At 62.8% G+C, this 24,985-nt stretch carries 20 protein-coding genes; 5 read left to right on the top strand and 15 right to left on the bottom strand.

The genetic code is table 11. From position 1 onward, the window contains the following. Positions 1-49 precede the first annotated feature (49 nt). Together NHAM_RS07425 and NHAM_RS07420 are read right to left on the bottom strand one after the other, a co-directional pair. Complete coding sequence (locus NHAM_RS07425) at positions 50-535, bottom strand: (2Fe-2S)-binding protein (protein WP_011509966.1); 486 nt, start codon at positions 533-535, stop codon at positions 50-52. Between the two features lie 285 nt (positions 536-820). Further along, on the bottom strand, positions 821-1,120 hold the full coding sequence (locus NHAM_RS07420) for an HU family DNA-binding protein (protein ID WP_011509965.1): 300 nt from the start codon (positions 1,118-1,120) through the stop codon (positions 821-823). Positions 1,121-1,323: 203 nt separating this feature from the next. On the opposite strand from NHAM_RS07420, the gene NHAM_RS07415 reads away from it, so the two are divergent. The 3 genes from NHAM_RS07415 (at position 1,324) to NHAM_RS07405 (ending at position 5,821) form a co-directional block, all read left to right on the top strand. Continuing rightward, positions 1,324-1,680, top strand: a complete 357-nt coding sequence (locus tag NHAM_RS07415; protein WP_011509964.1) for a VanZ family protein — start codon at positions 1,324-1,326, stop codon at positions 1,678-1,680. Positions 1,681-1,829: 149 nt separating this feature from the next. Continuing rightward, entirely contained in the window at positions 1,830-3,212 is a 1,383-nt protein-coding gene (locus NHAM_RS07410) for a cation-efflux pump (RefSeq protein WP_011509963.1), read from the top strand. Between the two features lie 281 nt (positions 3,213-3,493). Beyond that, positions 3,494-5,821 (top strand): PAS domain-containing sensor histidine kinase, encoded by a 2,328-nt coding sequence (locus tag NHAM_RS07405; RefSeq protein WP_011509962.1) that lies wholly within the window; start codon positions 3,494-3,496, stop codon positions 5,819-5,821. A gap of 139 nt (positions 5,822-5,960) precedes the next feature. On the opposite strand, the gene NHAM_RS07400 is transcribed toward NHAM_RS07405, so the two are convergent. After that, positions 5,961-8,924: a bifunctional [glutamine synthetase] adenylyltransferase/[glutamine synthetase]-adenylyl-L-tyrosine phosphorylase gene (locus tag NHAM_RS07400; protein WP_011509961.1), complete on the bottom strand. Its 2,964-nt coding sequence runs from the start codon at positions 8,922-8,924 to the stop codon at positions 5,961-5,963. After that, the gene (locus NHAM_RS07395; RefSeq protein WP_011509960.1) at positions 8,921-10,381 is read right to left on the bottom strand and encodes a sensor histidine kinase; all 1,461 of its coding nucleotides are present in this window, start codon (positions 10,379-10,381) and stop codon (positions 8,921-8,923) included. The genes NHAM_RS07400 and NHAM_RS07395 overlap by 4 nt, the downstream gene beginning before the upstream one ends. Positions 10,382-10,678: 297 nt before the next feature. On the opposite strand from NHAM_RS07395, the gene NHAM_RS07390 reads away from it, so the two are divergent. Further along, entirely contained in the window at positions 10,679-10,915 is a 237-nt protein-coding gene (locus NHAM_RS07390; RefSeq protein WP_041357820.1) for a hypothetical protein, read from the top strand. Positions 10,916-11,185: 270 nt separating this feature from the next. On the opposite strand, the gene NHAM_RS07385 is transcribed toward NHAM_RS07390, so the two are convergent. From NHAM_RS07385 to NHAM_RS07375, 3 genes are all read right to left on the bottom strand, one after another. Continuing rightward, on the bottom strand, positions 11,186-11,953 hold the full coding sequence (locus tag NHAM_RS07385) for a hypothetical protein (protein ID WP_157043556.1): 768 nt from the start codon (positions 11,951-11,953) through the stop codon (positions 11,186-11,188). A gap of 246 nt (positions 11,954-12,199) precedes the next feature. Further along, positions 12,200-12,631: a hypothetical protein gene (locus tag NHAM_RS07380; RefSeq protein WP_157043555.1), complete on the bottom strand. Its 432-nt coding sequence runs from the start codon at positions 12,629-12,631 to the stop codon at positions 12,200-12,202. A 340-nt stretch (positions 12,632-12,971) separates the two neighbouring features. Continuing rightward, a complete protein-coding gene (locus NHAM_RS07375) occupies positions 12,972-14,222 on the bottom strand; it encodes an MFS transporter (RefSeq protein ID WP_011509957.1) in 1,251 nt (416 codons plus the stop codon). A gap of 566 nt (positions 14,223-14,788) precedes the next feature. Between NHAM_RS07375 and NHAM_RS07370 the strand changes: the two genes are divergently transcribed. Further along, positions 14,789-15,238, top strand: a complete 450-nt coding sequence (locus tag NHAM_RS07370) for a c-type cytochrome (protein ID WP_011509956.1) — start codon at positions 14,789-14,791, stop codon at positions 15,236-15,238. Between the two features lie 248 nt (positions 15,239-15,486). On the opposite strand, the gene NHAM_RS07365 is transcribed toward NHAM_RS07370, so the two are convergent. The 8 genes from NHAM_RS07365 to NHAM_RS07330 form a co-directional block, all read right to left on the bottom strand. Next, positions 15,487-16,179: a response regulator transcription factor gene (locus NHAM_RS07365; RefSeq protein WP_011509955.1), complete on the bottom strand. Its 693-nt coding sequence runs from the start codon at positions 16,177-16,179 to the stop codon at positions 15,487-15,489. Between the two features lie 331 nt (positions 16,180-16,510). Continuing rightward, a complete protein-coding gene (locus tag NHAM_RS07360) occupies positions 16,511-18,082 on the bottom strand; it encodes a Do family serine endopeptidase (protein WP_011509954.1) in 1,572 nt (523 codons plus the stop codon). A gap of 395 nt (positions 18,083-18,477) precedes the next feature. Continuing rightward, positions 18,478-19,077, bottom strand: coding sequence for a cytochrome c-type biogenesis protein (locus NHAM_RS07355; protein ID WP_347336441.1), 600 nt, complete (start codon positions 19,075-19,077; stop codon positions 18,478-18,480). 7 nt (positions 19,078-19,084) lie between these two features. After that, the gene (locus tag NHAM_RS07350; protein WP_011509952.1) at positions 19,085-21,067 is read right to left on the bottom strand and encodes a heme lyase CcmF/NrfE family subunit; all 1,983 of its coding nucleotides are present in this window, start codon (positions 21,065-21,067) and stop codon (positions 19,085-19,087) included. Next, positions 21,064-21,552 (bottom strand): cytochrome c maturation protein CcmE, encoded by a 489-nt coding sequence (gene ccmE / locus NHAM_RS07345; RefSeq protein WP_011509951.1) that lies wholly within the window; start codon positions 21,550-21,552, stop codon positions 21,064-21,066. Before ccmE ends, NHAM_RS07350 begins: the two co-directional genes overlap by 4 nt. A 34-nt stretch (positions 21,553-21,586) precedes the next feature. Further along, a complete protein-coding gene (gene ccmI / locus NHAM_RS07340; RefSeq protein WP_011509950.1) occupies positions 21,587-22,690 on the bottom strand; it encodes a c-type cytochrome biogenesis protein CcmI in 1,104 nt (367 codons plus the stop codon). 166 nt (positions 22,691-22,856) lie between these two features. Continuing rightward, the gene (locus tag NHAM_RS07335; protein ID WP_011509949.1) at positions 22,857-24,251 is read right to left on the bottom strand and encodes a hypothetical protein; all 1,395 of its coding nucleotides are present in this window, start codon (positions 24,249-24,251) and stop codon (positions 22,857-22,859) included. Positions 24,252-24,519: 268 nt separating this feature from the next. Continuing rightward, the gene (locus NHAM_RS07330; RefSeq protein WP_011509948.1) at positions 24,520-24,954 is read right to left on the bottom strand and encodes an RT0821/Lpp0805 family surface protein; all 435 of its coding nucleotides are present in this window, start codon (positions 24,952-24,954) and stop codon (positions 24,520-24,522) included. Positions 24,955-24,985 lie beyond the last annotated feature (31 nt).

Raw genomic sequence — 24,985 nt, 5'->3', positions numbered from 1 at the left:
TTCCGTCGAATACGACAGACATGAGTTTCCTGCGTGAACTCCTCGGCGGCTATTCCGCAGCCTGCGCCGCCGTCATCCGGCCGGCGGCGTTGAGCACCGATTTGACGATGTTGTGGTAGCCGGTGCAGCGGCAGATATTGCCTTCCAGCTCCTGACGCAGGATGTCTTCGGTCAAGGCGCTGCCATGCCGGTGTACGATGTCGATCGAAGCCATGATCATGCCGGGCGTGCAGAAGCCGCACTGAAGTCCGTGATTGTCGCGAAACGCCGCCTGCATCGGATGCAGCTCGTCGCCGTTGGCGATGCCTTCGATGGTGGTGATGTTCGAGCCGTTGGCCTGCCCGACCAGCACCGTGCAGGATTTGACCGCACAACCGTCGATGTGAACGGTACACGCGCCGCACTGGCTGGTATCGCAGCCGATGTGCGTACCGGTCAGTCCCAGATGGTCGCGCAGCAGATGAACGAGAAGCGTCCGGTCTTCAACGTCAGCTGAAACCGGCTTGCCATTGACGGTCAACCTGATCGTGGACACAGGCTCCTCCCGGACGGTTTTCATTGGTCAAATTGAACCACGGCCGGGGAATTTTGTAACTCTCAATTTTCGTCGTATGCGATTCGACTCAATGCCCGATTGCCCTGTCACGCGTGCGGGGCGCGCGCGCCCTGCACGGGAATGTGATGGCCCGGCGGCCGAGAGGCATCCCGACCGGCAATAAAACCGCCGCGCCGGTCGGCCACCGACCGAACCGGCTGGCGGCACGCATCCAACCTGAAACAGGGCAGGTCAAAAACACAAGGGCCCCGAAGGGCCCCTGCATCATACCGCGTCTTTCGCGGCCTTGACCGGCCGCGCCCTGACGATCTTTCGGGCGGGCTTCGCCTTGAACGTCATCGGCTCGCCGGTGAAGGGGTTGGTACCCTTGCGCGCTTTGGTCGCCGGCTTCTTGATAACCACGAACTTCGCAAAACCCGGAAGCAGAAAGGCACCGGTCTTCTTGAGCTCCTTGTAACCTGTCGTCGCAAGCGCCTCGAGAACGCCTTTTACATCCTTTTTCGACAATCCGGCCTGAGCCGAGATCTTCTCAACGAGCTGCGATTTCGTCATCTGGGTTGCCATCATCGATCCTGTCTGTTGATTCGGCCCGGAAAAACAATATTTCGAAATCCAGCCAAAAAAACACATCTTATGGGATTTATAACAGCTTACTTCGAGCACCCTGGCAGCGTCCGACCGGCGCGGATCCACCGCGATCTTGCCGCCGACACCCCGGAATTTGCCTGAAGCCTTTGCGTGGCGGCAAATCGTGCTATGCGCGGGTGATGACAATTCTCCTCCGCATGGGCGCGATCATCCTGATCGCGGCGGTCGTGTTCGCGACGCTCGGGCCGCCGCGCTATCGCCCGCACTCCCCGCTCGGACAAAATGGCGAACACGCCCTCGCCTTCGTTCTGGTTGGTCTCGCCGTCGGTCTCGCGTTTCCGCAGCGACGCCTGCTTGTCGCGGCGGTATCCGTCGTCCTGATCGGCCTGCTCGAGATCATGCAACTGTGGGCGCCCGGCCGCCATGCGCGGCTGGAGGACTTTCTGGTCGATGCCGCGACGGCGTGTATCGGCCTCGCCGTCGCTGCCGCGATCGGCTGGGTTGCCGCGCGATGGCGCGGATCAAGATCCCGATGAGTCTCGGCGGGCGGGCTCAGGTTGAGCGCGTATCGGCAACATCCTGAAATCGGAACAATTCGCAACAAACAAACCAAGCCGCGAATGAGTGGCGATTGCGCAATCGCGCACGCTTTTATCCTGGGTGGCGGACTGCTAAACCCCCGCAGATGCCACGCCTCGCCTCCAGTTCGAAAACAAGAGTCGCCGCCGTCTCGATGATCGCCAGCGCCAGCATGGCGGCGATCAAATTCGTGGTCGGCGTGGCGATCGGGAGTCTCGCGCTGATTTCCGAGGCGCTGCACAGTTCGGTCGATCTGGTCGCCACGATCGTCACCTGGTTCGTGGTGCGGTTTTCTGACCGTCCCGCCGACGACGAACATCACTACGGTCACGGCAAGATCGAAAGCCTATCGGCCCTTGGCGTCATTGCGATGCTGTACGTCCTCGCGGGCGGCATCGTGGTCCAGGCCTACGCCCACTTGCGCGAAGGCGCTCCGGTCCCGACCCTCTCCGCCATTCCGTTTGTCGTGCTGGTTGTCGACATCGCCGTCAATTTCTGGCGTGCCCGCGCGCTGCACCGGACCGCGCTCGACACCCGCAGTCAGGCGCTGGAGGCCGACGCGCTGCACTTTGCTTCCGATGTCCTTGGATCGATCGCCGTCATAATCGGGCTGACCCTGTCGGGACTGGGCTACGCGTGGGGCGATGCCGGCGCCGCAATCGGCGTCGCGATCCTGATCTCCGTGCTGGGTTTGCGGCTCGGGCGCGCCACGATCGAAACGCTGCTGGATCGCGCGCCGGAAGGCGCCGCGGAAAGGGCCAAAGCCGCGATCAGGGCGCTGCCGGGTATCGTCGATATCGAGCGGTTGCGGGTACGGATGGTCGGTCCCCGGCATTTCGTCGACGTGATCGCCGAAGTCCCGCGAACCTATCCGATCGACCGCATCGACGCCATCAAGCAGCAGGCGCAGAACGCCGTGTCCGCCGCTCTCGGCGATGCCGATTTGACATTCACTGCGATACCGGTCGCGCGCGACAACGAAAGCATCCGCGAGCGCATCATGGTGATCGCTCGCAATTCGGGCCTCGCCATTCATCACGTCACCGTGCACGATCTCGGAGAAAAGCTGACTGTCAGCATCGACCTCGAGGTCGACGGCGAAATGGCGCTGGTGGATGCCCATGCGATCGCGCATCGGCTGGAGCACGACATTCGCAACGAATTCGGCGCGGACGTCGAGGTGGACACGCACATCGAGCCGCTGGAGCCGGAGCTTCCGCTGGGGACGGATGCCGTCCCCGCACGGATCGACGCCATCCGGACGACCCTGTCGGGTTTCACCGCCGGCGGGGCGATCCATGACATTCACAACGTGCGCGTCAGAGACACCGACGCGGGCGAGATCGTCAACTTCCATTGCCGCGCCGCGCCGTCGATGAGCGTCGCCAGGGTGCATGAACAGGTCGACGAGATCGAACGCGCGCTACGCCGCGCCTTCCCGAGCGTCAAGCGCGTCATCAGCCACGCGGAGCCGGCGCGCGGAAGTTGAAGGCCGTCGCCCTGGTGTCCCGATTCCGAAGTCCGCTTGACGGACCCGCCGGGACAATGAAGCGAACTTCTGAACCACCACGCTGACGCATGTTCCCGTTTCGGACTCACCGACACCGACCGCGGAGTGCCGGGATTCTCCGTTGGACAAAATTTATTTCGTGTTAACGAATCGTTGACTCTCGACAGTCCCGAAAAAGTGGATTCAAATCGCTGCGATTCGGAAAGACCGGGGCGTCCTTCCGATCGAGTGTACCGAAATTTCTCGCGGGGGTCCAAGGCATGGCGCGCGCTCAGGCGGCGAGCCCGTGCGCTCAATCCGATTCGATCAAGGGATTGGCGCAATCGATCGCAAAACCTGCCTACCGCAGGCTGCTGATCGCCGAGCCTGTGCTTCGCCGCGCCGTCCCTGCCCTGATCATCGCTTTCCTGTTAACGATTTGTGTCGGCGCCCTGGTGCAGGTCATCGACCAGACCCGGCAAAAACAGGCAATGACGAAACACGATCTGCTGGCGCTCGCCGATCTGCTTGCCGAGCGGCTTGAGCATGTTGGCGTCATCCATCAGGATCGCCCCGCCTCCATCGAACGTCTCCAGAACCTGTTGCCAAGCCTCATTCCATCCTGGGGTATCGCCGCCGGCCGCCATGTCATCGTCACCGGCGCCGATCAGCGCGTTCTCGCGCGGGTGCCGATCGAGGCGGCGCCCGGCGAGAGCAGCCGGATTCTGGAGCTCATCAGCACCGCGCAATCGCCGGCCCTGCGTGGCATGTCGTCCGCCAGCGTCGCCGACATCATCCTGCTCGACGGCAGCGGCGCGCTCGCGACCCAGCGTGTGGTCAGATCATTGCTGGGCCATGTCACCGTTATCCAGGAAAAGACCGATTCAGTGTGGCGCCCGGACACTGCGCTGTCGATCACGCTGTCGGCCACCACCGGATTCGTGGTCCTGATCCTGGGCTTTGCATTTCACTGGCAATCCACCCGCGCGCGCGAGGGCGATGTCATCAATGACGCGGTCCGCGGTCGCATCGATACCGCGCTCAACCGCGGTCGATGCGGTCTTTGGGACTGGGATCTGTCGCGCGGGCGGATATTCTGGTCGCAATCGATGTTCACCATGCTCGGGCTGGAAAGCCGCAGCGACCTGCTCACCTTCGGGGAGATCAGCGCGCTGGCCAATCCCGACGACATCGACCTGTTCGCAATCGGGGATCAGCTCATCTCTGGGAAAATCCATCATATCGACCAGAGTTTCCGGATGCGGCACAGCGGCGGTCACTGGATCTGGTTGCGCGTCCGTTGCGAACTCAGTCAGGGTGCGGGCGACGGTGCCGCTCATCTGATCGGGATTGCCGTCGACATCACCGAACAAAAGAGCCTCGCCGAGAAAACCGTCGAAGCCGATCTTCGGCTGCGGGACGCGATCGAAACCATCCCCGAGGCCTTTGTGCTGTGGGATGCCGACGACCGTCTGGTCCTTTGCAACTCTCACTTCCAGCGCCTGCACAAGCTGCCCGAGAGCGCGGTCGCGGCCGGCACCTCCTACGAGACCGTGATCGAGGTCGGCCGCATGCACGAAATTTGCGCACGGCCACCCGAAACCGGCACAACCGCTCCGGGCGCGCGGACCTTCGAAGCGCAGCTCGATAACGGCTGCTGGCTTAACATCAGCGAACGCCGCACCAAGGACGGCGGTTATGTGTCGGTCGGAACCGACATCACCCGGATCAAGGAGCACGAACAAAAGCTCGTCGACAACGACCTCCGGCTGCGGGCGACCGTCATCGATCTGAAACGGACGCAGGCGACGCTCGAACAACAGGCGATCGAGCTTGCGGACCTTGCGCAGAAATACGCGAAGGAGAAAGATCGCGCCGAGGACGCCAATCGAGCGAAATCAAAATTCCTCGCCAACATGAGTCACGAACTGCGAACGCCGCTCAATGCCATCATCGGATTCTCCGAGATCATGAGCAACGGCATGTTCGGCACCCTCGGCTCGGAGAAGTACAGCGAATATTGCCACGACATCCTGACCAGCGGCCAATATCTGCTCGAGGTCATCAACGACGTCCTGGATATGTCCAAGATCGAAGCCGGCCGCATGAAACTCGACATGGAGCCGCTCGATCTCTCCAGGACGCTGGCGGAATCGCTGCGGGTCGTCACAGGCCGCACCAGCGACAAGAAGCTGACTTTCGACGTCCGGATCGACGATGACATTGCCATCACTGCCGACCATCGCGCGGTCAAGCAGATCATCGTCAATCTGCTGTCCAATGCCGTGAAGTTCACGCCCGATGGCGGACGAGTCATGGCGCGAAGCCAGGTGTTTGCGAATTCCGTTGCCCTGACGATTGCCGACACCGGCATCGGCATCGCGCCGCATTCGCTGCGAAAACTGGGCAAACCGTTCGAACAGGTCGAAAGCCAGTTGACCAAAACCTATGCGGGATCGGGGCTCGGGCTGGCGATCGCCAAATCGCTGGTCAACCTGCACGGCGGGTCGATGCGGCTTCGCTCGAAGCCCGGAACGGGAACCGTCGTCCGCGTCACCCTGCCCCGTCACGGCCGCCTGGACAATCCCGCCGCCAGCGCCGCCGCTTAGAGCAAAATGCGCTCAGAGTTGAGCCGGCGTCATTGCGAGGAGGCATAGCCGACGAAGCAATCCAGCTTTCTTTTGTGCTTTGTGGCGTCTGGATTGCTTCGCTTCGCTCGCAATGACGATAGATCGACCCAACTTGGCTTTAGGACCGGCCTTCCATCAGCCTGAGAAATACGCCGCGCACATCTTCCTGGGTATCGCGGACGCGCGCCTCGAGCGCCGAAAAGTCCGGGGCATCCCCCGCCCGCGCCATCACCGGCAGCAGATCGTCGCCCGCCGTTTCCGACTTGAATTTGTCGCTGACGCAGAGCCGCAGGATCTGGGTCAGGTCGTGATAAAGCCGTGCCGCGGACCGCAGAACTTCCCCATCCGGCAGCGACAGGACGCCCAGCCGCTGCGCGTTATCGAGCGCCTGCTGGGTATTGACGCTGAGAATGTCCGGCTTGTCCGCCGCGTGGACGAGTTGAAGATACTGCGCGATGAAATCGATATCGACCATGCCGCCGGCGGCGTGTTTCAGGTCCCAGATGTCCTGCTCGCCTTTTTCCAACGCGATCGCGCGGCGCATTTCCGCGACATCGCTGGCGATGAGGCCGGCATCGCGCCGCCGCGTCAGAACGTTCCGGATGACGCGTTCGATCCGGGTGCGAAACTCCGGTGACGACGAGATCACCCGCGCGCGCGTGAGCGCCATGTGCTCCCAGGTCCATGCCTCATGATCCTGATAGTCGGCGAAAGAGTCGATATGCGACGCGACGGGGCCGGCGCGGCCGGAAGGCCGCAGCCGCATATCGACCTCGTAGAGAACGCCGTAGTTGGTTCGCGTAGTGAATGCGCTGATGAGGCGCTGGGTGAAGCGCGCAAAGTATTGCGCGCCCTGCAACGGCCGCGCTCCGTCGGAGTCCGGATGCTCGGAATCGAAATCATACAGCAGGATCAGATCGAGATCGGACGATGCGGTCATCTCCCGGCTGCCGAGCTTGCCCATCGCAAGGATCGCGGTCTCCTGCCCAGCGATGCGGCCGTACTGGTCGGCGAACTGATCCTTCACCAAGCCATGCACGGTATCGACGATGCCCTCGGCCACGTCGGCGAATACGTGCCCCGCCTGCCGCGCCGACACGGTGCCGGACAGGATGCGCGTGCCGATCAGGAACAGGCTTTCCTGACCGAACAGCCGAAGCCGATCGAGAAATTCCTCGTAGGAATTCGCCTCCTCGAGCGTTGCCGCCAGCCGCGCCGACAATTCCTGCCGATCCGGCATGGCGCCGAAGAAGCGCGGATCGATCAGCCCGTCCATGATCTGCGGACGGCGCGCCAGCATGTCGGCGAGCCGGGGCGCCGCGCCGAGCACGAGCGCGACCAGCGCGACCAGATCCCTGTTCTGGCCGAGCAGCGAGATCAACCGTCCGCCGCGCTGCAACGCCTGCAGGAAGCGATCGAACGCCATCACCGCGCTATCCGGCTCCTCGGCACGCGCCAGACCGTCGATCAGCGCCGGCACGAACGCCTCGAACGCGGTGCGTGTCGCCTCGACCTTGAGGGCTCGATATCCGCCGGCTATCCAATGCCGGATGGTGGCGGCGACCATTCGTGGCTGCTCGAATCCGAGCTTCACCAGATGATCGAGAACCGGCACGTCATCGGGGCCGGCACTATAATCCACCGCCGGCAGATTGGCGGTGCCGGCCGGGTCGCCCTCGAACAGCCGGCTATAGTGCCCCTGCACGCAATCCAGGTGCGCCAGCAACTCGGCGGCAAAACTCGCCCGATCGTCGAACCCGAGGAAGCGCGCGAACCGCTCCATCGCCTCGGTCTCGGCGGGCAGAACATGGCTCTGCTCGTCGGCGACCATCTGGATGCGGTGCTCGACCTTTCGCAGAAACAAATATGCCGCGGTCAGTTCGTCGCGCGCCTGATGCGTGATCCAGTTGCTCGAGGCGAGAATATTCAACGCGTCCAGCGTCGGCCGCACCCGCAATTCGGGATGCCGTCCGCCGGCGATCAACTGCTGGGTCTGTGCGAAGAACTCGATCTCGCGGATGCCGCCGCGCCCGATCTTGACGTTGTGGCCTTCAACCGCGATCCCGCTTTGTCCGCGAAAGGTCTGCATCTGCCGCTTCATGTCGTGAACGTCGGCAAGGGCTGCGAAATCGAGATGCTTGCGCCAGACGAAGGGCGAAATCTCCGCGATCATGGTCTCGCCCGCCGTCCGGTCGCCGGCGCAGGGCCGCGCCTTGATCATAGCGGCGCGTTCCCAGGTCCGCCCTTCCCGCTCGTAGTAGTCGAGCGCGGCTGCGGTCGAGACGGCGACCTGCGTCGACGCGGGATCCGGCCGCAAGCGCAGATCGACCCGAAAGACGTAACCGTCGCCGGTCCTTTGTTGCAGCATGCGCGCAAGCGACTGCGTGAGACGCACGAAGAACGGCTGCGGCTCGATCCCGGGCGCGAGCGTCGGCGCCGCGAGATCGAAGAACACGATCAGGTCGATGTCGCTGGAATAGTTGAGTTCGCCCGCACCCATCTTCCCCATTGCGAGCACGACGAGGCCGCTGCCATCCTCGGGCCGGTCGATGTCGGGAGGTTGCAGCCGGCCACGCTCCGTCTCCTGCCGCGACAGGAATCGCAACGCGCTCCGGACCGCAGCAACGGCAATGTCGGTCAATCCCGCCGTGATCTGCATCACCGGCCACAACCCGCCGATGTCGCACAACGCGATCAGCAGCGCAGCCTCCGCCTTGGCGGCGCGCAGTTGCCGCATGGCCTCGGCTTCATCGCCGGCCTCCGCCGCTTCCGATATCTCCGCGATCAGCCGCGCAAGACGGCCTTCGGGTTCGCCGCGAAACAGGCGTAACATCCGGTCGGGATCTGAGCGCATCAGGTCGAAGAGATAGGGAGACGCCTCCGCGATACCGAGCAGGATGGCCCGAACCGGCGGAAACTCGGCGATCAGAGTCCCGATCGCGCCGGACTGCTCCGGCGTCAGGTCGGACAGCCAATCGTTGAGACGGCGTTCGGATTCAGCGGGCGCGAACACCTTTGGTCCGTCCGCAAGACGCGCCGCCAGACTGGCCCGGTCTGCGTCGCCCTTCGCCGATGAAATCATGCACCGATCTGTTGCACGTCCGGCGTCGGCGCCGCAAGCCCCTCGCCGCTTCGCGCGGGGATCGACAGCGTCGCACGCAAGCCCGGACGCGCATCGTCGAGCGTGAGGTCGCCGCCGTGCAGCGTGGCCACCGCCGACGCGAGGCTCAGGCCAAGCCCGGATCCCGCCAGGGTCCGGCTGGTCTCAAGCCGCACGAACCGCTCGACGGCATGTTTGCGGTCTGCTTCGGGAATCCCGAGGCCATGATCGGTCACGGCGAGAATGATGCGGTCGCCATCGCGGCGGGCTTCGATCAGGATCGCTCTGTCGGCTGCGGCCACATCCGCACCGAGCGGCTGCGCGGCCGGCTGCGGCTGGCCGTACTTGATGGCGTTTTCGACGAGGTTTGCGAGCGCCTGACTTATCAGTTCGCGATTGCCATGCAGCGGCGCGGACTCCGTCTGAACCCGGAGCGCCAGCCCGTTGTCTTCGGCCAGCGGCTCGTAGAGTTCGTGAATGCCCTGCGCGACGTCCGCGGCGTCGAAATCCGTCATGTTGTCGCGCGCCTGTCCCGATTCCGCCCGCGCGATCATCAAGAGCGCGTTGAAAGTGCGGATCAGGCCGTCGGACTCCTCGATGGTCTGTTCCAACGCGGCGCGATAGTCGCTTTCATTGCCGGATTTGGCGAGCGCTTGCTCGGCGCGATTACGCAGCCGCGTCAGCGGCGTCTTCAAATCATGGGCGATGTTGTCGGAGACCTCCTTCAGCCCGTTCATCAGCGCTTCGATGCGCTCGAGCATCGCATTGAGATTTCCGGCCAGCCGATCGAGTTCGTCGCCGCTGCGGCCGACCGGAAGCCGGCCGCTCAGGTCGCCGGCCATGATGCGCTGCGTGGTCCCGGTCATCGCGTCGATCCGGTGCAGCACGCGCCGCGCCACGAAGATGCCGCCGCCAAGGCCGAGAACCACGACGATCAGCAACGACCACTGCGCGGCAGAAGCGACCACGCCGACAATACGATGACGTTCTTCCAGATCGCGGCCGATCAGCAATCGGAAACCGTTCGACAACTCGGTCACGCGCACCAGCGCGTGGTGACGAGCCTGGTCCTGCTCGTCGAGCCGACGGTAGGCGGTCTCGGTCCAGTCGGTGGTCTCCATCACACCGGGCTGAAGCGACCCGACATTGCCCGCGACCGCCAATCCGGCCGGCGTCGTCACCAGATAAAGATTGGAGCCAGGCCGCAGCGCGCGATTTTCGATGGCGCCGACAAGGCCGCGCAAGCCGCGGCGGTTGAAGACGCCCGTGAGCAGGCCGATTTCCTCGCTCACTGTCGCCGCGATCTGATCGGTGATCAGGCGGCGGGTATTCCACGCGAAATATCCGAGGAGAGAGGCCGCAAACAGCGCGAACAGCAGCAGATAGACCAGCGTCAACCGAAACGCCGTGGTGCGGAACAGCTTACCGAACGCCGTCACGGATCACCACTCCAAGACCATTGAAAACACTGCCATCCGTTGGTTATTCGGAAGTCTAACAGACACAATGAGCGGCCAATAGGCCAGTTTCATGAGGGGTTTGTAATGAACGCCAAGTAATGAGTCTTTAGCCGACGCGATACCTGCGAGATCGGCTTGGCCGGATGGAACGGAGTGACCGAATAGGCCCGGAAACGGCAAAAAGCCCGGCCCCGCGAAGGCGCCAGCTACCGGAGGTTCACGTTCACCTCGGCGCGGGCATACGCCGCTCTCACAAATCCATCCTCCAGCCGCGCAATGTCGGCCATCGTGATTATGTTATTTCTTTCGACGGCTGCGAAGGGAATGGCTGCAATGGAACCGATAACGCCGCAAGACTTATACGATGCGCTGCGGGAGGCGGCCGCAGACCTGGACGCATACGGTAGCACCTTGGGGAAGGACGGAATTGTCGCGCTCGACGGTCGGTTCGACCTGGTAGCCATGGCGGACTATCTTAACGGGACCACCAAAGCAGACACCAAAATGCCATAGGGCGGGCGATGCCCCTCTCCCTCCGCAAGACGGCGACGTCCCAATGGCCCCGGACGCTTCAATCCATCCGGCTATACCGAAGGTGGGGTATATAGAGCGACGTCGTAGTGAACGCGGTTGTGAAAGACTCCGCCCGAGCCATTGTCGTGGACAAGCGTGGTAGAGCCTCCCTTGGATGGGATGTTGCTGGACGTAACATTGAAGGTGTGAATCGTGTTCGCACCCGCTGTTTCGCTGTTAAAGAGCGTCAGTTTGAAACTCGAATCGAAGTTAATTGTAAAACCGATATTCCAGGTCCCCCCCCCCCTCATCGATCGAGAAGTAATCCCACAAAGGATAGCGGTAGATCTTTCCGGGCTTATCGTCGATGGTGACTTCAAAATAGAGTTCGTCGTTTCCGGTCGAGTCCTGGGTGTTGTAGCAGGTGATCGAAGATACCGTCGTGCTATGCGCAGCCGATGGCTGCACGATATCGGGCAATGACCTGTTGATAATTTGTAACGTGAACCTGCCATAGACCTCGAAACCGGCACCGATGCCTTCGATAACATACACGAGGCCGGTCCACTGACTGAGCTTCAGGTGGGTCCGTATGGGAACAAACGGAACGCTAAGTCCGAGCGATCCGTCAAGCAGGGCGCCACCGAGAAAGGCCGCCCCGATATCCGCGCCCAAGCAGGCGCCGGTCATGTCGGAATAGGCGTTCGCGCTTAGACCAACGCCTTGACCGATTGCGAAGATGGCATCGACGCCCACCCCGACCGACCCGCCGATGAAGATGGCGACCCTGTCGAATTCGTCCAGATCGAAGGCGAATCCGATATAGACGGTCCCCCCAAAACCGACGTCGGCCATGCCGGAAAAATTCACTATCAGGCTCTGCGGCGCGTATTTGGCGATGATCTCTTTGATGATGGTGCCGTCGCCCAGCGTGTCGGACGCAAAGACATCAGATTGCCTGGCCAAAGTGGCTACCCGCTGCATCTCGGGCATCCTGGCCACTTCACCGGCAAGGTCCAGCACCTCTTGCGGCTTCATGTCCAGCGCTCGCTCGGCAAGTTTCTTGCCGACGTCACTGTCTCGCAGGGCGCGTGTCGCTGTTTCCAGCGCGGCCAGAACGGCGTCGTTCAGTTGCGGAAATTTGGACTGGACCTCCACTTTTTGAAGCTTCGCGAATTCCTCCGCGGGCGGCAAGGCTTCGGGAAAGTCGGACTCGTCCAACCGACGCCGGATGAGATCTTTCAAGGTCAGTGTCATGATTGCAATTCTCCGACGAAGGCAGGTTCAGTTTACCCAGGAAAAACTGATGGCGAACTTGCTGTAGTCGCTGTCGCCGCTATCACTTCCATTCGTCGCGATCTTGTCATTCGCATCGTTTGCGCCAGAGGTGAAGCTGGCACAGCCGAGGAAGTCGGTCGCATTGATATCGATATTGAAATCCTGCTCATAGATGGTCAGGTTGCAGCAACCGTCGAATTCAAGAACAAGATCGCCGTCGATCGACCATGTGTCGCCCTCGTCCATGTTCTGTGCAGACAAGGGGGCGTGCGGGTATCGGACCGGCGGGCCGCCGTCGGATTGCGCGAGAAGCCAGACTTCAGCGACGCCTTTTGCGTCTTTCTGCGATAGGCATGTAATCGAGTCGATGCTGATTTTGTAAGCGCCCAAAACAGGTACCTCCTCCAGTTTCGTGGAAGATCGCAATGCATGATCCAATGCGACTTTCTGTTTTCTGTTGCGATTAGGGCTAGCGTTAAAATTCGACCCTCATCAAGCTGGCACGCGTCGTTTCCCCTGAACTCGTCGAGTCCAGGGTTAGCCAAATCTAAATTTCAAACGCTTAATCGAGCGGGGCTGTCCCAATTTTCCGGAACGGGTGTCCGAATTAGAGCGTTTTCGAGCGAAGTGGGTACCGGTTCGCGTGAAGAAAACGCGTCAGATCAACATCACAGAGCCCCGCTTCTGATTCCATCAGAAGCGGAAAGGCTCCAGGTCGCGTCGGGATGATAGCGACGTTTGAATAGGCCGATCAGATCAGAGCCGTCCAATGACGGCTTCAATGTGCGGGAGCAGCCGCAATCGCTCCATGGACCAGTTTCGCATTCCTGAAGCCGACTCGCGAAAACGAGACGTAGAACGCAGCGATGTTCATGAGCGCCCAGACGACAAAGCCCAAGGTGTAGCCACCGAGTAAAAAATTGCCGGCGGCCAGCACGGATGTCATCGTGAAGCCGCAGGCCGCGCCGGCGGCCTTGGCCAGTCCGCTGACCGCGCCGACGTGCACGAAGTACATCGGGATCAGCTTGATGACCGCCGCCGCCGCGGCGCCGGACAGCAACGCAAGCCCATAAATGGCGACCAGTTCGAGGCTCAGTGAAATCTGCAAGGCCAGGAGCACTGCCAGCGCGGACATCAACCCGAACAACCAGCTCAGAATGCCCAGAACATCATACCGATCAGCGAGCCAGCCGCCCAGCGGCCGGGTGATCGCGACGCAGACGACCAGCAGCGGGGTGTAAAACGCGGACGCGCTGGTGGGCTCCACATGCCAATGGTCGACCAGATAAGTCGGCATCGTCGACGCAAAGAAAACCAGCGTGCCGAAAGCCACCCAGTAAAGTGCAGGCACCAGCCATACGATGACGCCCGACCGGTATACGGCAAAGATCTCTTTCGTCGACGTGTTTTTGAGATTCGTGTTCGGCGCGTCGGATGTAAAAAACATGTAGACCACCGCCATCAAGAGCGTGGGGATGGCGAAGATGGGAAATATCAGGCGCCAGCCGTCCGGGTCACTCAGGTCCAGCACGCGGGTAATCAGGAAAGTAACCGCCATCATACCGACGGTGATTCCGATATTGCCTAAAGCAAAGAGGCCAAGAGCTGTCCCCTGCTTCGATTTGGGATACCAGGACGATACATGAGCGTTGCCGACCACGAAGGTCGCACCTCCGAGTCCGAGCATCATTCCCAGAACCAGAAATGAGTAATAGCCCTCGGCGAAGGTCCCGAAAAGCAGGGCAACCGAGAGGCAAAGAAGCAAAAGCGTGAAAACCGTCCGGCCGCCGAATTTGTCCGTCCAGATGCCGAGCGGGATGCTGATGGCGGCCGCGAAAAGCGGCTCCATCGCAGCCAGAACGAGCACCTGGGTGCTCGTGAAATTGTACCATTCGATCAGAAAGGGGGCGAGCGCTGAAAACATGCCCCAAATCGCGAAACCGAGCGAAAACGCCACGGTCGATATAAACAAAACCCTCGTGTTGCCCTGTGGCTCGGCCTCACGAGCTCCGATAACCGGATTTTCCACGACGACTGCTCCCAACTCAAAGAGATTGCGTGAAAGAGATTGCGCTTGCACCAATACATTACGCTCTGCTTCCGCCTGCGCGTCGTGACGGGCAAGCAATGCTCCCGGCGACACTTCGTAAGCGGCTCTCAGCAGTCATCAATGTCAACCAGTTTACATAGTACCTCCTGGCGGTCTTCGCGTCCATCAATTTCCGAAAGCCTGATCTTCACGCTCATTGCCGCCCGATCACGACGCCCATTCGGTATCGGTCATGGCCTTATCCGGTTTGGACTTCTGAACAGCAGGGTTTCGCATGTGGCGCCGAAGATAGACCTGGATGATTAGCGGATGGGGTGCAGAGCGTAACGAAGCCTCGGCGAGTGTGTCCCGTGTCTGCCTGGCGCCACGCCAGTCGTGAGAATGGCGGCGAGAAGGAACACATCTTAGGGACATCATCAGGGTCTTTTCCAAGCTGCTCGCGCCATTGTGTTCTCCTATGCGGGCTCAATGCACGAACCGCGGTTTTGGCAGGAACTATTGCACTGCACTCTGGTTGATGGTGACCATCAACCAAGGAGATTTCAATGCGATTGATCCCGGCAGTACTTCTGGCCTGCACCACCCTCGCGTCGCCCATGGCGATGGCCCAAAACACTGCACCCACCGCTGCTGACGCGCAGTCGTTCAATAAGGCGCTTGCGAGCGCCTCGGTCGAACGCGGTGCGCGGATCGCCAAGCAGTGCGAGATTTGCCACAACGTTGTGGAAGGCAAAGGTCCCAAGGTCGGCCCCGATCTCTACGGCGTCGTCAATCGGCCGATCGCTTCGATGCCGGGCTTTAACTACAGCGCCGCCTTGAAGGCCAAGGGCGGCAAATGGACCTTCGCCGAGCTCGACAAATGGCTGACCGATCCGCGCGCCGACGTTAAGGGTACGCACATGACCTTCGCCGGCCTGAAGAGCGAGAGCAAGCGCGCTGCCGTGATTGCCTATCTCAATACGCTCTCGAAGAGCCCGGTGCCGCTGCCGCAATAGGGAAATCCTCGCGGCCGTCGGATTTGAAAATCCAGAACCGCCAATTTGAGCCCTACGTAACCCGGCGTGACGGGCGTAGCCTTCATCAGAGGTGCGCCCTGTCGGGCTCTCTCTTAGGACTCCGCTGAAAGCGGCTGCCGTTGTTGGCCCTCAGTTCCTGAATCGCTTTCACAGTCGATGCCGCCAGCTTTGTCATATCACGGGCACGTCGCGGCGTAGATGTAACCGCTCTGGGAAGTTTGAGAATTTCAAGTTCTTGATGGGTGCATGCCGTCACGGATCATGTATCCGGCGCCCCTGATCGTGTGCAGCAGGGGGCGCTCGAAGCCCTTGTCGATCTTGGAGCGCAGCCGCGAAATATGCACATCGATGACGTTGGTCTGCGGGTCGAAGTGGTAATCCCAGACGTTCTCGAGCAGCATGGTCCGGGTCACGACCTGCCCCGCATGTTTCATGAGGTATTCCAGCAAGCGAAACTCGCGCGGCTGCAGCGTCAGTTCCTCCTCGCCCCGCACGACGCGATGCGACAGCCGGTCGAGTTCGAGATCGCCGACGCGATAGACGGTCTCCTCGGCCGGACCACCGCGGCGGCGCGACAGCACTTCCACCCGCGCCAGCAATTCGGCGAATGCATAGGGTTTCGGCAGATAGTCGTCGCCGCCTGCACGCAAGCCCTTGATGCGATCGTCAACCTGGCCGAGCGCGGAGAGGATGAGCACCGGCGTCCGATTGCCCTTGTCGCGCAGGGAGCCGATGACGGAGAGCCCGTCGCGTTTCGGCAGCATCCGGTCGATCACCAGCACGTCGTAGTCCCCCCCGTCGGCAAGCGAGAGTCCCTCCTCGCCGTCGCTGGCGAGCTCCGCGACATGACCGACCTCGCGAAACGCCTTCACGAGATAGTCCGCGGACTCGCGATCGTCTTCGATGATCAGCAGGCGCATCTGGTCGCTGGAATTGCCCAAGGTATTTATCTTTCCATCACCATGGCGCGCTCATCGCCCGCGCGCAAGGCTGCGAGACAGCCCCCCCCCCCCGCAATCGGCAAAAAAGCGGGCGGTGGAGCTTGGGGCGACTCCACCGCCCTAATCCTTCCGACGAAGGGGGGCTGTTTCCATCGGAAGGCAACTCAAGGGGGCGGGCTTTTGGCCCGTCCCCCGGAAAGTGCCGTCAGCGGGGGCGACTGATGCCGGCGACGCTTCCCATCTCGTGCAAGACTCGCACCTGTTTTTGATCGAGTTGCGCTGGCGCGGCCCTTCGGGTCGGGATCATGCTCTAGCCCTTCGCGATCGGAACCGCGACGAAACGCGCCGTGCCGCCGGTGCGAACCCGCATCAAAATACTGTTCTTGTGGTCCGCGCGCGCCGCTTTGATCGCCTCGCGCACGTCGGCCGAATTGGAGACGTCCTTTCCTCCGACCTCGAGGATCACGTCGCCTTCCTTGAAGCCGCGATCCGCGGCCGCGCTCTTCGGATCGACATCGACGACGACCACGCCCTCCGTGCCGGCGCCGGCAACCGACCCCGCCGGAGCAACCGTCATGCCAAGCCTGGGAACGTCGTCGCCATGCGACGGCCCGTGATCATCGCCGTATAGATCGGCCTTTGCTTCCGCGGTGTTCGGCAGGATGCCGAGCGTCAGGTTGATGACCTTGTCCGTCCCCTTGTGCAGGACGTTCAGCTTGATCGAGGTCCCCGGCGCAAGGCCACCGATGGTCCGCGCCAGTTCGCGCGCATCCTTGACGGTAGCACCGTTGACTTGCGTGATCACGTCGCCGGACTGGATGCCGGCCTTGGCCGCCGGGCTGTCGGCCTGCGGCTCGGCCACCAGCGCGCCTTCGGTTTTCTTGAGGCCGAGGCTATCGGCGATGTCAGCGGTGACCGGCTGGATCTGGACGCCGATCCATCCGCGGCTCACCGACCCCTTGTCCTTGAGTTGCGCGACGACGTTCTTCACGGTGTTGGCGGGAATCGAAAATGCGATGCCGACGCTGCCGCCGGACGGCGAATAGATCGCGGTGTTCACGCCGATCACGTCGCCCTTCATGTTGAAGGCCGGACCGCCGGAGTTACCCTTGTTGACGGGCGCGTCGATCTGGATGAAATCGTCATAGGGACCGTTGCCGATGTCGCGGCCGATGGCCGACACGATGCCGGAGGTCACGGTGCCGCCGAGGCCGAACGGGTTGCCGACCGCGAGCACCCAGTCGCCGATCCGCGCCTTGTCGTCCGATAGCTTCGCAAACGGGAAATTCGAGCCGCCCTCGACCTTGATCAGGGCAATGTCGGTGCGCGGATCGGTTCCGATCACCTTGGCGGTGTAGGTCTTGCCGCCATCGGTCGTGACTTCGACCTTGTCGGCGTCGTCGACGACGTGGTTGTTGGTTACGGCGTAGCCATCGGCCGAAATGAAGAAGCCGGAGCCCTGTCCCGTCACGATGCCATGGCCACGCCGGCCATGCATTCCCGGCGGCAGACCATCCGGTCCGCCAAAGCGACGGAAGAAGCGTTCCATCGGCGAACCCGGCTGGAACGGCGAATCGTCGTCGCCGGCGACCACCTTGTCCTTCATACGGACCTTGACCGAAATCACCGACGGCTTCACACGCTCGACGATATCGGCAAAGCCGATCGGCTGCGCGACCTTGCTGACGTCGTTATTAACCTGCGCATGGGCCGGGGTGGTGAAGAGATCGGCTTTGTCCGTCGGGGGACTGAACCCGTATGCGGCCAGGCCGAGGCCGGCGGCGACCGACGCCATCAGCGCGAACTTGCGCGCGGTGAGCCCGGAACGGCGGGCGGGCTTGGGCGGAGAAGGCGGCGAGAGATCAGTGGGCCTGTCGGTCATGCGGGGTCTCCAGAACCAGATTGTAAGTGCCGAAGGCAGCACTTCATGGTCTGAGGATGGGGATTTGCGCCTTACAGCGGGCTGGCCGGGAAATTAATGTTTCGTAACAATAGCGAGCGCTTCGTGTGCAGTTGTTTGGCGCACGCCAGAGTCTTTCTGCTTTTGACGGAATCAATGATCGTCATGCGCGGACATAGCCGTTCGAAGAACGGCGTTGCCTCCGCTCGCCTATGATCCGCGCATCCATCTTCTTTCGGAGATGATGGATTGCCGGATCAGCCCGGCAATGACAGATAACCGAGAGGTTTCCGTCCAAGCGTGAACGCTATAGTCTCGCCGCGCGTCCCGGGCGCGAAGAAGGCCCGCTGAAACGGGATTATGTTAGAATCGAACCGCTATACCGGTTCGCCGGCAGACGATTCCGTCGCCACCAGCTTCGCGAGCCGCGCCTCTTCTTCCTCGCTCAGTCGCGGCGGCGCATCCGCGGCCGCCTGCATCGCTTTCGAACGCCGCCGGCTGAATCCCCAAAGCCCAAGTCCGCCGCCGACCAGAAGCAGCGGGGTTAGCAGCCAGAGCGGCAACGTGCTCTTCTCGAAGGGCGGCTTCAGCAGCACGAAGTCGCCGTAACGGGCGACCAGAAAATCCAGCACCTGCTGATCGCTGTCGCCCGCCGCGATGCGCTCGCGCACCAGCAGGCGGAGATCGCGCGCCAGCGGCGCCGAAGAATCGTCGATCGACTGGTTCTGGCACACCATGCAGCGCAATTCGCGCGACAGGTTGCGCGCGCGCGCTTCCTGCGCGGGGTTGGACATGATCTCGTCGGGCTGCACCGCATGAGCGGGAGACGCCATCGCGAGTGCAAGGCAAAGGAGGGTGCCGAAAACAGGCAGGAGCCTGCCCCACGCACCGAGCCGTCTCTGCCAACGGGTCGGCGCAAAGCGCGACCCGATGACCGGGTCCGGCGCGGACGACAATCCTTGCATGAGTCCATGCATGGCGGTCTCACTCCGCCGGCTGGAGTATGTGGCTGGCCTTCGCCGGTTTCGGCGCGCCAACCCGCAGACGACGGTCGGACAGCGACAGCACGCCGCCAAAGGCCATCAGAACCGGCCCGAACCAGATCAACAGCACCATCGGCTTGTGGTAGATGCGCACCGCGACCGCCCCATCGGCGGCGGTATCGCCGAGCGAGATATAGAGCTGGCTCGCACCTCGCGTCAGCAGCGCGGCTTCCGTGGTCGATGCCGCGCGCGTGGTGAAGTTGCGCTTCGACGGCGTCATCACCGCGATCGGCTGCCCGTCCTTGCTCACGGTGAAGCGTGCAATCTGTTCCCGGAAGTTGGATCGCTCCCGCTGCGTCGTGCCGTCGAAGGTCAGGCTGTAACCGCCGACCTGCGCCACGTCGTTCTGCTTCATGGAGGCGATGTATTCTGTGTTCCAGGTGGTTTCGCAGACGATGCCGATCAGGGCCACGCCGAGGCCGGCATGGGCGAAAACGGTGCCCCAGGCCGAACGCGGCAGCCCCTTAGCGCGGCGGAACGACACCGGAAGCGACGCATGAAACAGGTTGATGCGCCCGGCGAGATCGCTCAGCGCGCCGAGAATCACGAACACGGCGAGTCCGATCGCCAGCGGCGCGAAGGTGCTGCCGCCGCGCGTCCATGCCCACAGCACGGCCACCGCGATGATGCCGCCGATCCCGGCGGCCATCAACCGTTGCGAGGCGCCGGCCAGATCGCCGCGCTTCCACGCCAGCAGCGGGCCGAACGGCACCGCGATCAGCAGCGGGACGAACAAGGGAGCGAATGTCAGGTTGAAGAACGGCGCGCCGACCGAAATCCTTGTGCCGGTGATGACCTCGAGCGCCAGCGGATACAGCGTCCCGATGAAGACGGTGGCGCAGGCCGTGGTCAGGAACAGGTTGTTGAGCACGAGCGCGCCCTCGCGCGAGATCGGCGCGAACAACCCGCCCTGCTTCAGAGCGGAGGCACGCCAGATATACAAGGACAGGCTGCCACCGATGAAGGTGCACAGGATCAGCAGAATGAAGACGCCGCGCGTCGGATCGGTGGCGAAGGCATGGACCGATGTCAGCACGCCTGAGCGCACCAGGAAGGTGCCGAGCAGCGACAGCGAGAAGGTCAGGATCGCAAGCAGGATGGTCCATACCCGCAACGCGTTGCGCTTTTCCATCACCACCGAGGAATGCAGCAGCGCCGTTCCGGCCAGCCACGGCATCAGCGATGCGTTCTCGACCGGATCCCAGAACCACCAGCCGCCCCAGCCGAGTTCGTAATAGGCCCAGTACGACCCCATCGCGATTCCAAGCGTCAGGAAAATCCACGCCATCAGCGTCCACGGCCGCACCCAGCGCGCCCAGGCGGCATCGATGCGGCCTTCGATTAGAGCGGCGACGGCGAAGGAGAACGAGATCGAGAATCCGACATAGCCGAGATAGAGCATCGGCGGATGCACCGCGAGCCCGATATCCTGCAGCACCGGATTGAGGTCGCGGCCTTCCAGCGGCGGGCTGACGAGCCGCATGAACGGATTCGACGTCAGCAGGATGAACAGATAGAACGCGGTCGCGATCCAGCCCTGCACCGCCAGCACATGGGCGCGCAGCGACAGCGGAAGGTTACTGCCGAACGCGGCGACCAGCCCGCCGAACAGCGCGAGGATCGTCACCCACAACAGCATGGAGCCTTCGTGATTGCCCCAGACGCCGGTGATCTTGTAGAGCATCGGCTTCAGCGAATGGGAATTCTCGAACACGTTGACGACCGAGAAGTCGGAAATGACGTGCAGCGTCACCAGCGCGAGGAACGAAACGCCGACGAACAGCAATTGCGCAAGCGCGGTCGAGCGCGCCACGTTCATCAGCGCGCCGTCGTGCAGTCTCGCGCCGATGATCGGCACCGTGGACTGGATCAACGCAAGACCAAGCGCCAGCACCAGCGCATAATGTCCGACCTCGGCAATCATTGCGACACCCCCTGCTTGCCCGACGCTTCGACAGCCCCGGCTTGCGGTCCGTAGTCATCCTTCCAGTGGCCCTGTTTCTTCAGGGCATCCGCGACCTCCTTCGGCATGTAGGTCTCGTCATGCTTGGCCAGCACGGTGTCGGCCCGGAACACGCCCGAACTGTCGAGCGCGCCCTCGGCGACCACGCCCTGCCCCTCGCGGAACAGATCCGGCAGGATGCCCTTGTAGGTAACCGGGAGCGTCGCACTTCCGTCGGACACTTTGAATGTGACCACGAGATTGTCGCCGCGGACCAACGAGCCATTCTGCACCAGCCCGCCCAGCCGGAAGCGCTGGCCCGGTTGAATGTGATGTTCCGACACCATCACCGGCGTCGAGAAAAACACGATGGAGTCGCGCAATGCGTTCAGCACCAGCGCGGCTGCGATTGCGAGCACCACGAGCGATCCGCCGATCATCGTCAAACGCCGCTGCTTGCGAGTCATGCCGTTTCACCTGCGCGCAAAGTGAACACCTGGATCATCCATCTACCCCGAGCGCCTTGAGCCCTTCGTTGAGCTGGCGCAAACCTGCTTCATTCTGTTCGAGCGCGCGGCGGGCGTCGTCGCGCACGGCGCGCGACTTCTCCGGCTCGTTGAGCACCTTATAGGCGCGGGCCAGGCGCAGCCATCCTTCGACGTCGTTGCCGTTCTGCTTCAGACGCGTCGCAAGCCGGTCGACCATTTTGTGGATCATCGCGGAACTATCCGCTTCGCTCATGCCGCTCGCCGCGATCACCGCGCTCTGCGTCGGCCCCGGCGCGCCACCGCCGACCTGCGCCAGCGCCTGCTGCACCGTGTCACGCCACTGCGCGTCCGCAGGCGCATCGGCCAGCAGGGCCTGCCAGATCTTTGCTGCATCGGCGCTACGGCCGTCCTGCTCCGCGGCCATTCCGAGGAAAAAGCGCGCCTTCGCCTCCTGGGGATTCAGGGCGACCGCCCGCTCGAACTCCTTTTTCGCGTCGGCGGTGACAATGCCATTGGCGGCCCCCGCGATCGCCGCACCGAGATCGGCACGGCGATCGCCGGTTTCACCCACGTAGGCGATCACGTTGCGATAGGCGCGCGCAGCGTCGTCGAAGCGCCCGAGTTTTGCCAGCACCGGCGCCAGCACGGTCCAGCCGCGACCGTCGGCGGGATTCTTTTCCAGGTGCGATTCGACCTGCGCCACCAGGTTTTCGAGCGGTTGCGATGCATCGGCTGATTGAACGCGCTCCGCCAGCGGGAAATCGGGCAGCCGCGGCGATCCGAGCGGCAGGTAGATCGCGAGCGCCAACAGCGGAATGCCGGCCAGCGCGACGACCGCCACCGCACGTCGCAGCCAGAGTTTAGACGCTTGCGGCTGATGGCTTTCCGCATCGGCCGCCTCCAGAAGCCGCCGCCCGATCTCGACTCGCGCCGCGGCTGCCTCCGGCGCGCCGATCAGGCCGGAGTCGACATCGCGCCCGACCTCGGCAAGTTGATCCCGGTAGACGGTGGTCTCGCTGCCTCCCGGGGTCCGCGGCCTGGCCGACCGACCGAGTGGCCACAGCACCGCAAAGGCCGCTCCAGCGGTCATCAGCGCGAACACAAACCACAGCGTCATTTCATCAGGGTTCCGGTGGACCGGCGCCGGAAACGGCCGGTTCGATAGCGGGGTTACATCACGACTGGAAGGGGGAAGCAATTGACAATTGCGGCACAATTGGCGGCGCGTATCGGCAACCCTATGATTTTAATATAGTTTGGGTTCAGAAGCGCGGTGGACGGACTTAACCGGCCCGCGACGACTTGCGCTCGGCCGTGAGCGCGTTGTCGGCCGCCCGGCTCATCAGCGACGAATAATCCTGGCCGAACAGAACCTCGCAGAAGCGGATCGCCGCCTTGACCTGCTGCTGCCGGAACGCGCGCACGCGCTCATCGCCGTTGCGGAGCGATTCCACCAGGGTTTCGGCGGTCCGCTCGACGTAATGCTGCAAATCCGAATAGGTGCGCATCGTGACTTCGTTGATGGCCAGTTCGCTGGCATAGGTCCGGCACACCGCGACGAAATCGATCAATGCGGCGGTTTCCTCGACCTCGATCGGGTCGAGCCGCGCGCCGGGCGGAATGTCCTTGTCGGGCCGCTGGCGGAGCAGACGCCGTACCCGGCCGGAGACGCCGTCGATTTCCGATTGCAGGCCATTGGAAATATCGACCCTGATAGCGGCGAGCTGGCGGCCCCAGCTTGAATCGGCGCGGATATCGAGTTCTGTCCGCAGCCCCCGGACGCCATCGTGCACGATCTTCAGATGTTCGGAGACGTTTTCGAAACGTCCGCGCCGGATGTCGGCACGCAGACCGGCCGAAGTCCGCGACAAATCGTCGAGCGCGAGCGTAACGGCCACGCCATAAGGCGTCGCCGCCACCCGGATCTCGTCGTCCGAACCCGCGATCCTGATCGCCAGGCGGATAATCTGCCACGATGCAGACAACCGCTGCATCACCAGCGACAGCGCGAACGGCAGGGCCAGCGGGGTTTGCAGGGAAGGAACATTGAGCGCGGTCATCAGAGCGGCGATCTGCGCCTCCCCGAAGATGCGTAGAAAACCCGGCAGCCGGCCATTGAGGGTATCGAGGGCCTCGCGGGCGTTCAGAACCGCTCCGATTGCGGCCAGATCTTCAACAACGCCAGGGCCGCCGATGCGGCCCAGCGCCCGCTGGCGGTCAGGGTCGACTCCATCCGCAAAGATCCGCTGAATGGCGGCTGCGGCGGCCGCCTGGAAAGTCCGCGCTGCCGCCTCGATCCCGGACGCCGATCCGGCCTGGGTCGCGAGCACGGCCTCGAACACTCGCACGGCATCCGGCGCACCGTCCTGCCCCAGCCACTGCCAGACCGGCATGAGCGACGTCCGCCGAATCTGCCCGGGGCGCATCGCCGAGCCGCCTTCGACGAGAAACGGTTCCAGCGGGCGGAACAGATGCCGGGCCGGATCGTCGCTCCGCGCCCGCTCGCTGTCATCCGACCTACGGGCGATCCTGCGCAGCTCCTCGAGCACGAAGGTGGCGACCGCAGCGTCTTCGCCGCGCTCCACGGCGCGCTCGAACTCCCGCATCAGCAGCGCCTGCGACTTCGGCGGGAGCTGCGCGAGATAGTTCCTCAGCCGTTCGATCGAGGCCTGGTCCATGCATACCAATCTTGACGCGAACGATCGCGCGGACACCGGAGGACCGGTGCCATGTCATAGCAGGAGCGGTCTTAAGGATGGGTTGAGGGTTTCGAGCGAAGTGGATACCGGTTCGCGTGAAGAAAACGCGTCAAATCAAAACCATAGAGCCTCGCTTCTGATTCCATCAGAAGCGAGGCTCTGGCGCCGCCAAAGCGGTGTTTTTCGCAAGATCAAGAAGAGCGCTCGAACACAAGGACAGGCGCGGTTTTGCCTCGCCGACGGCGGATCAACCCACCGCGGTCCAGCTCCCATCGGCGTTCCGGCAGGCGGTTTTGCGCACGGTTTCGAGCTGGCTGCCGATCGTGACGGTGTGAGAGTAGCCACGGCATGTCGCGCCCTTCAGCTCATATTCCGGGCCGGCGACGATATTGCCACGGCGGCCGGTATCCGGATTGCGCCAGGCAATCGGCGCGCCGGGCGCGCCACGCTCGAGGGCATCGATCTGGGCCTGATAGGCCAGACGGCGGTCGTTATCATCCAGAGCCGAACCGAGTTTCGGTCCGATCAGTCCGCCGAGCGCCGCCGCGGTCGTGGCCGCCGCATACCCGCGCGCGGGATCGGTCAGCAGGCCCGGACCGTCTGGGCCGCCGGAACTCGTCATGTCACAGCCGCCGAGAGCGAGCGCCACCGCGACAACCAACAGCATATTCGTCTTGCTCATGACCCCCTCCGGCGCCCTCCCGCCGGGACGA

The sequence above is a fragment of the Nitrobacter hamburgensis X14 genome (genome assembly GCF_000013885.1).
Taxonomy (GTDB): domain Bacteria; phylum Pseudomonadota; class Alphaproteobacteria; order Rhizobiales; family Xanthobacteraceae; genus Nitrobacter; species Nitrobacter hamburgensis.
This window is presented reverse-complemented; position numbering and strand designations above follow the sequence as displayed.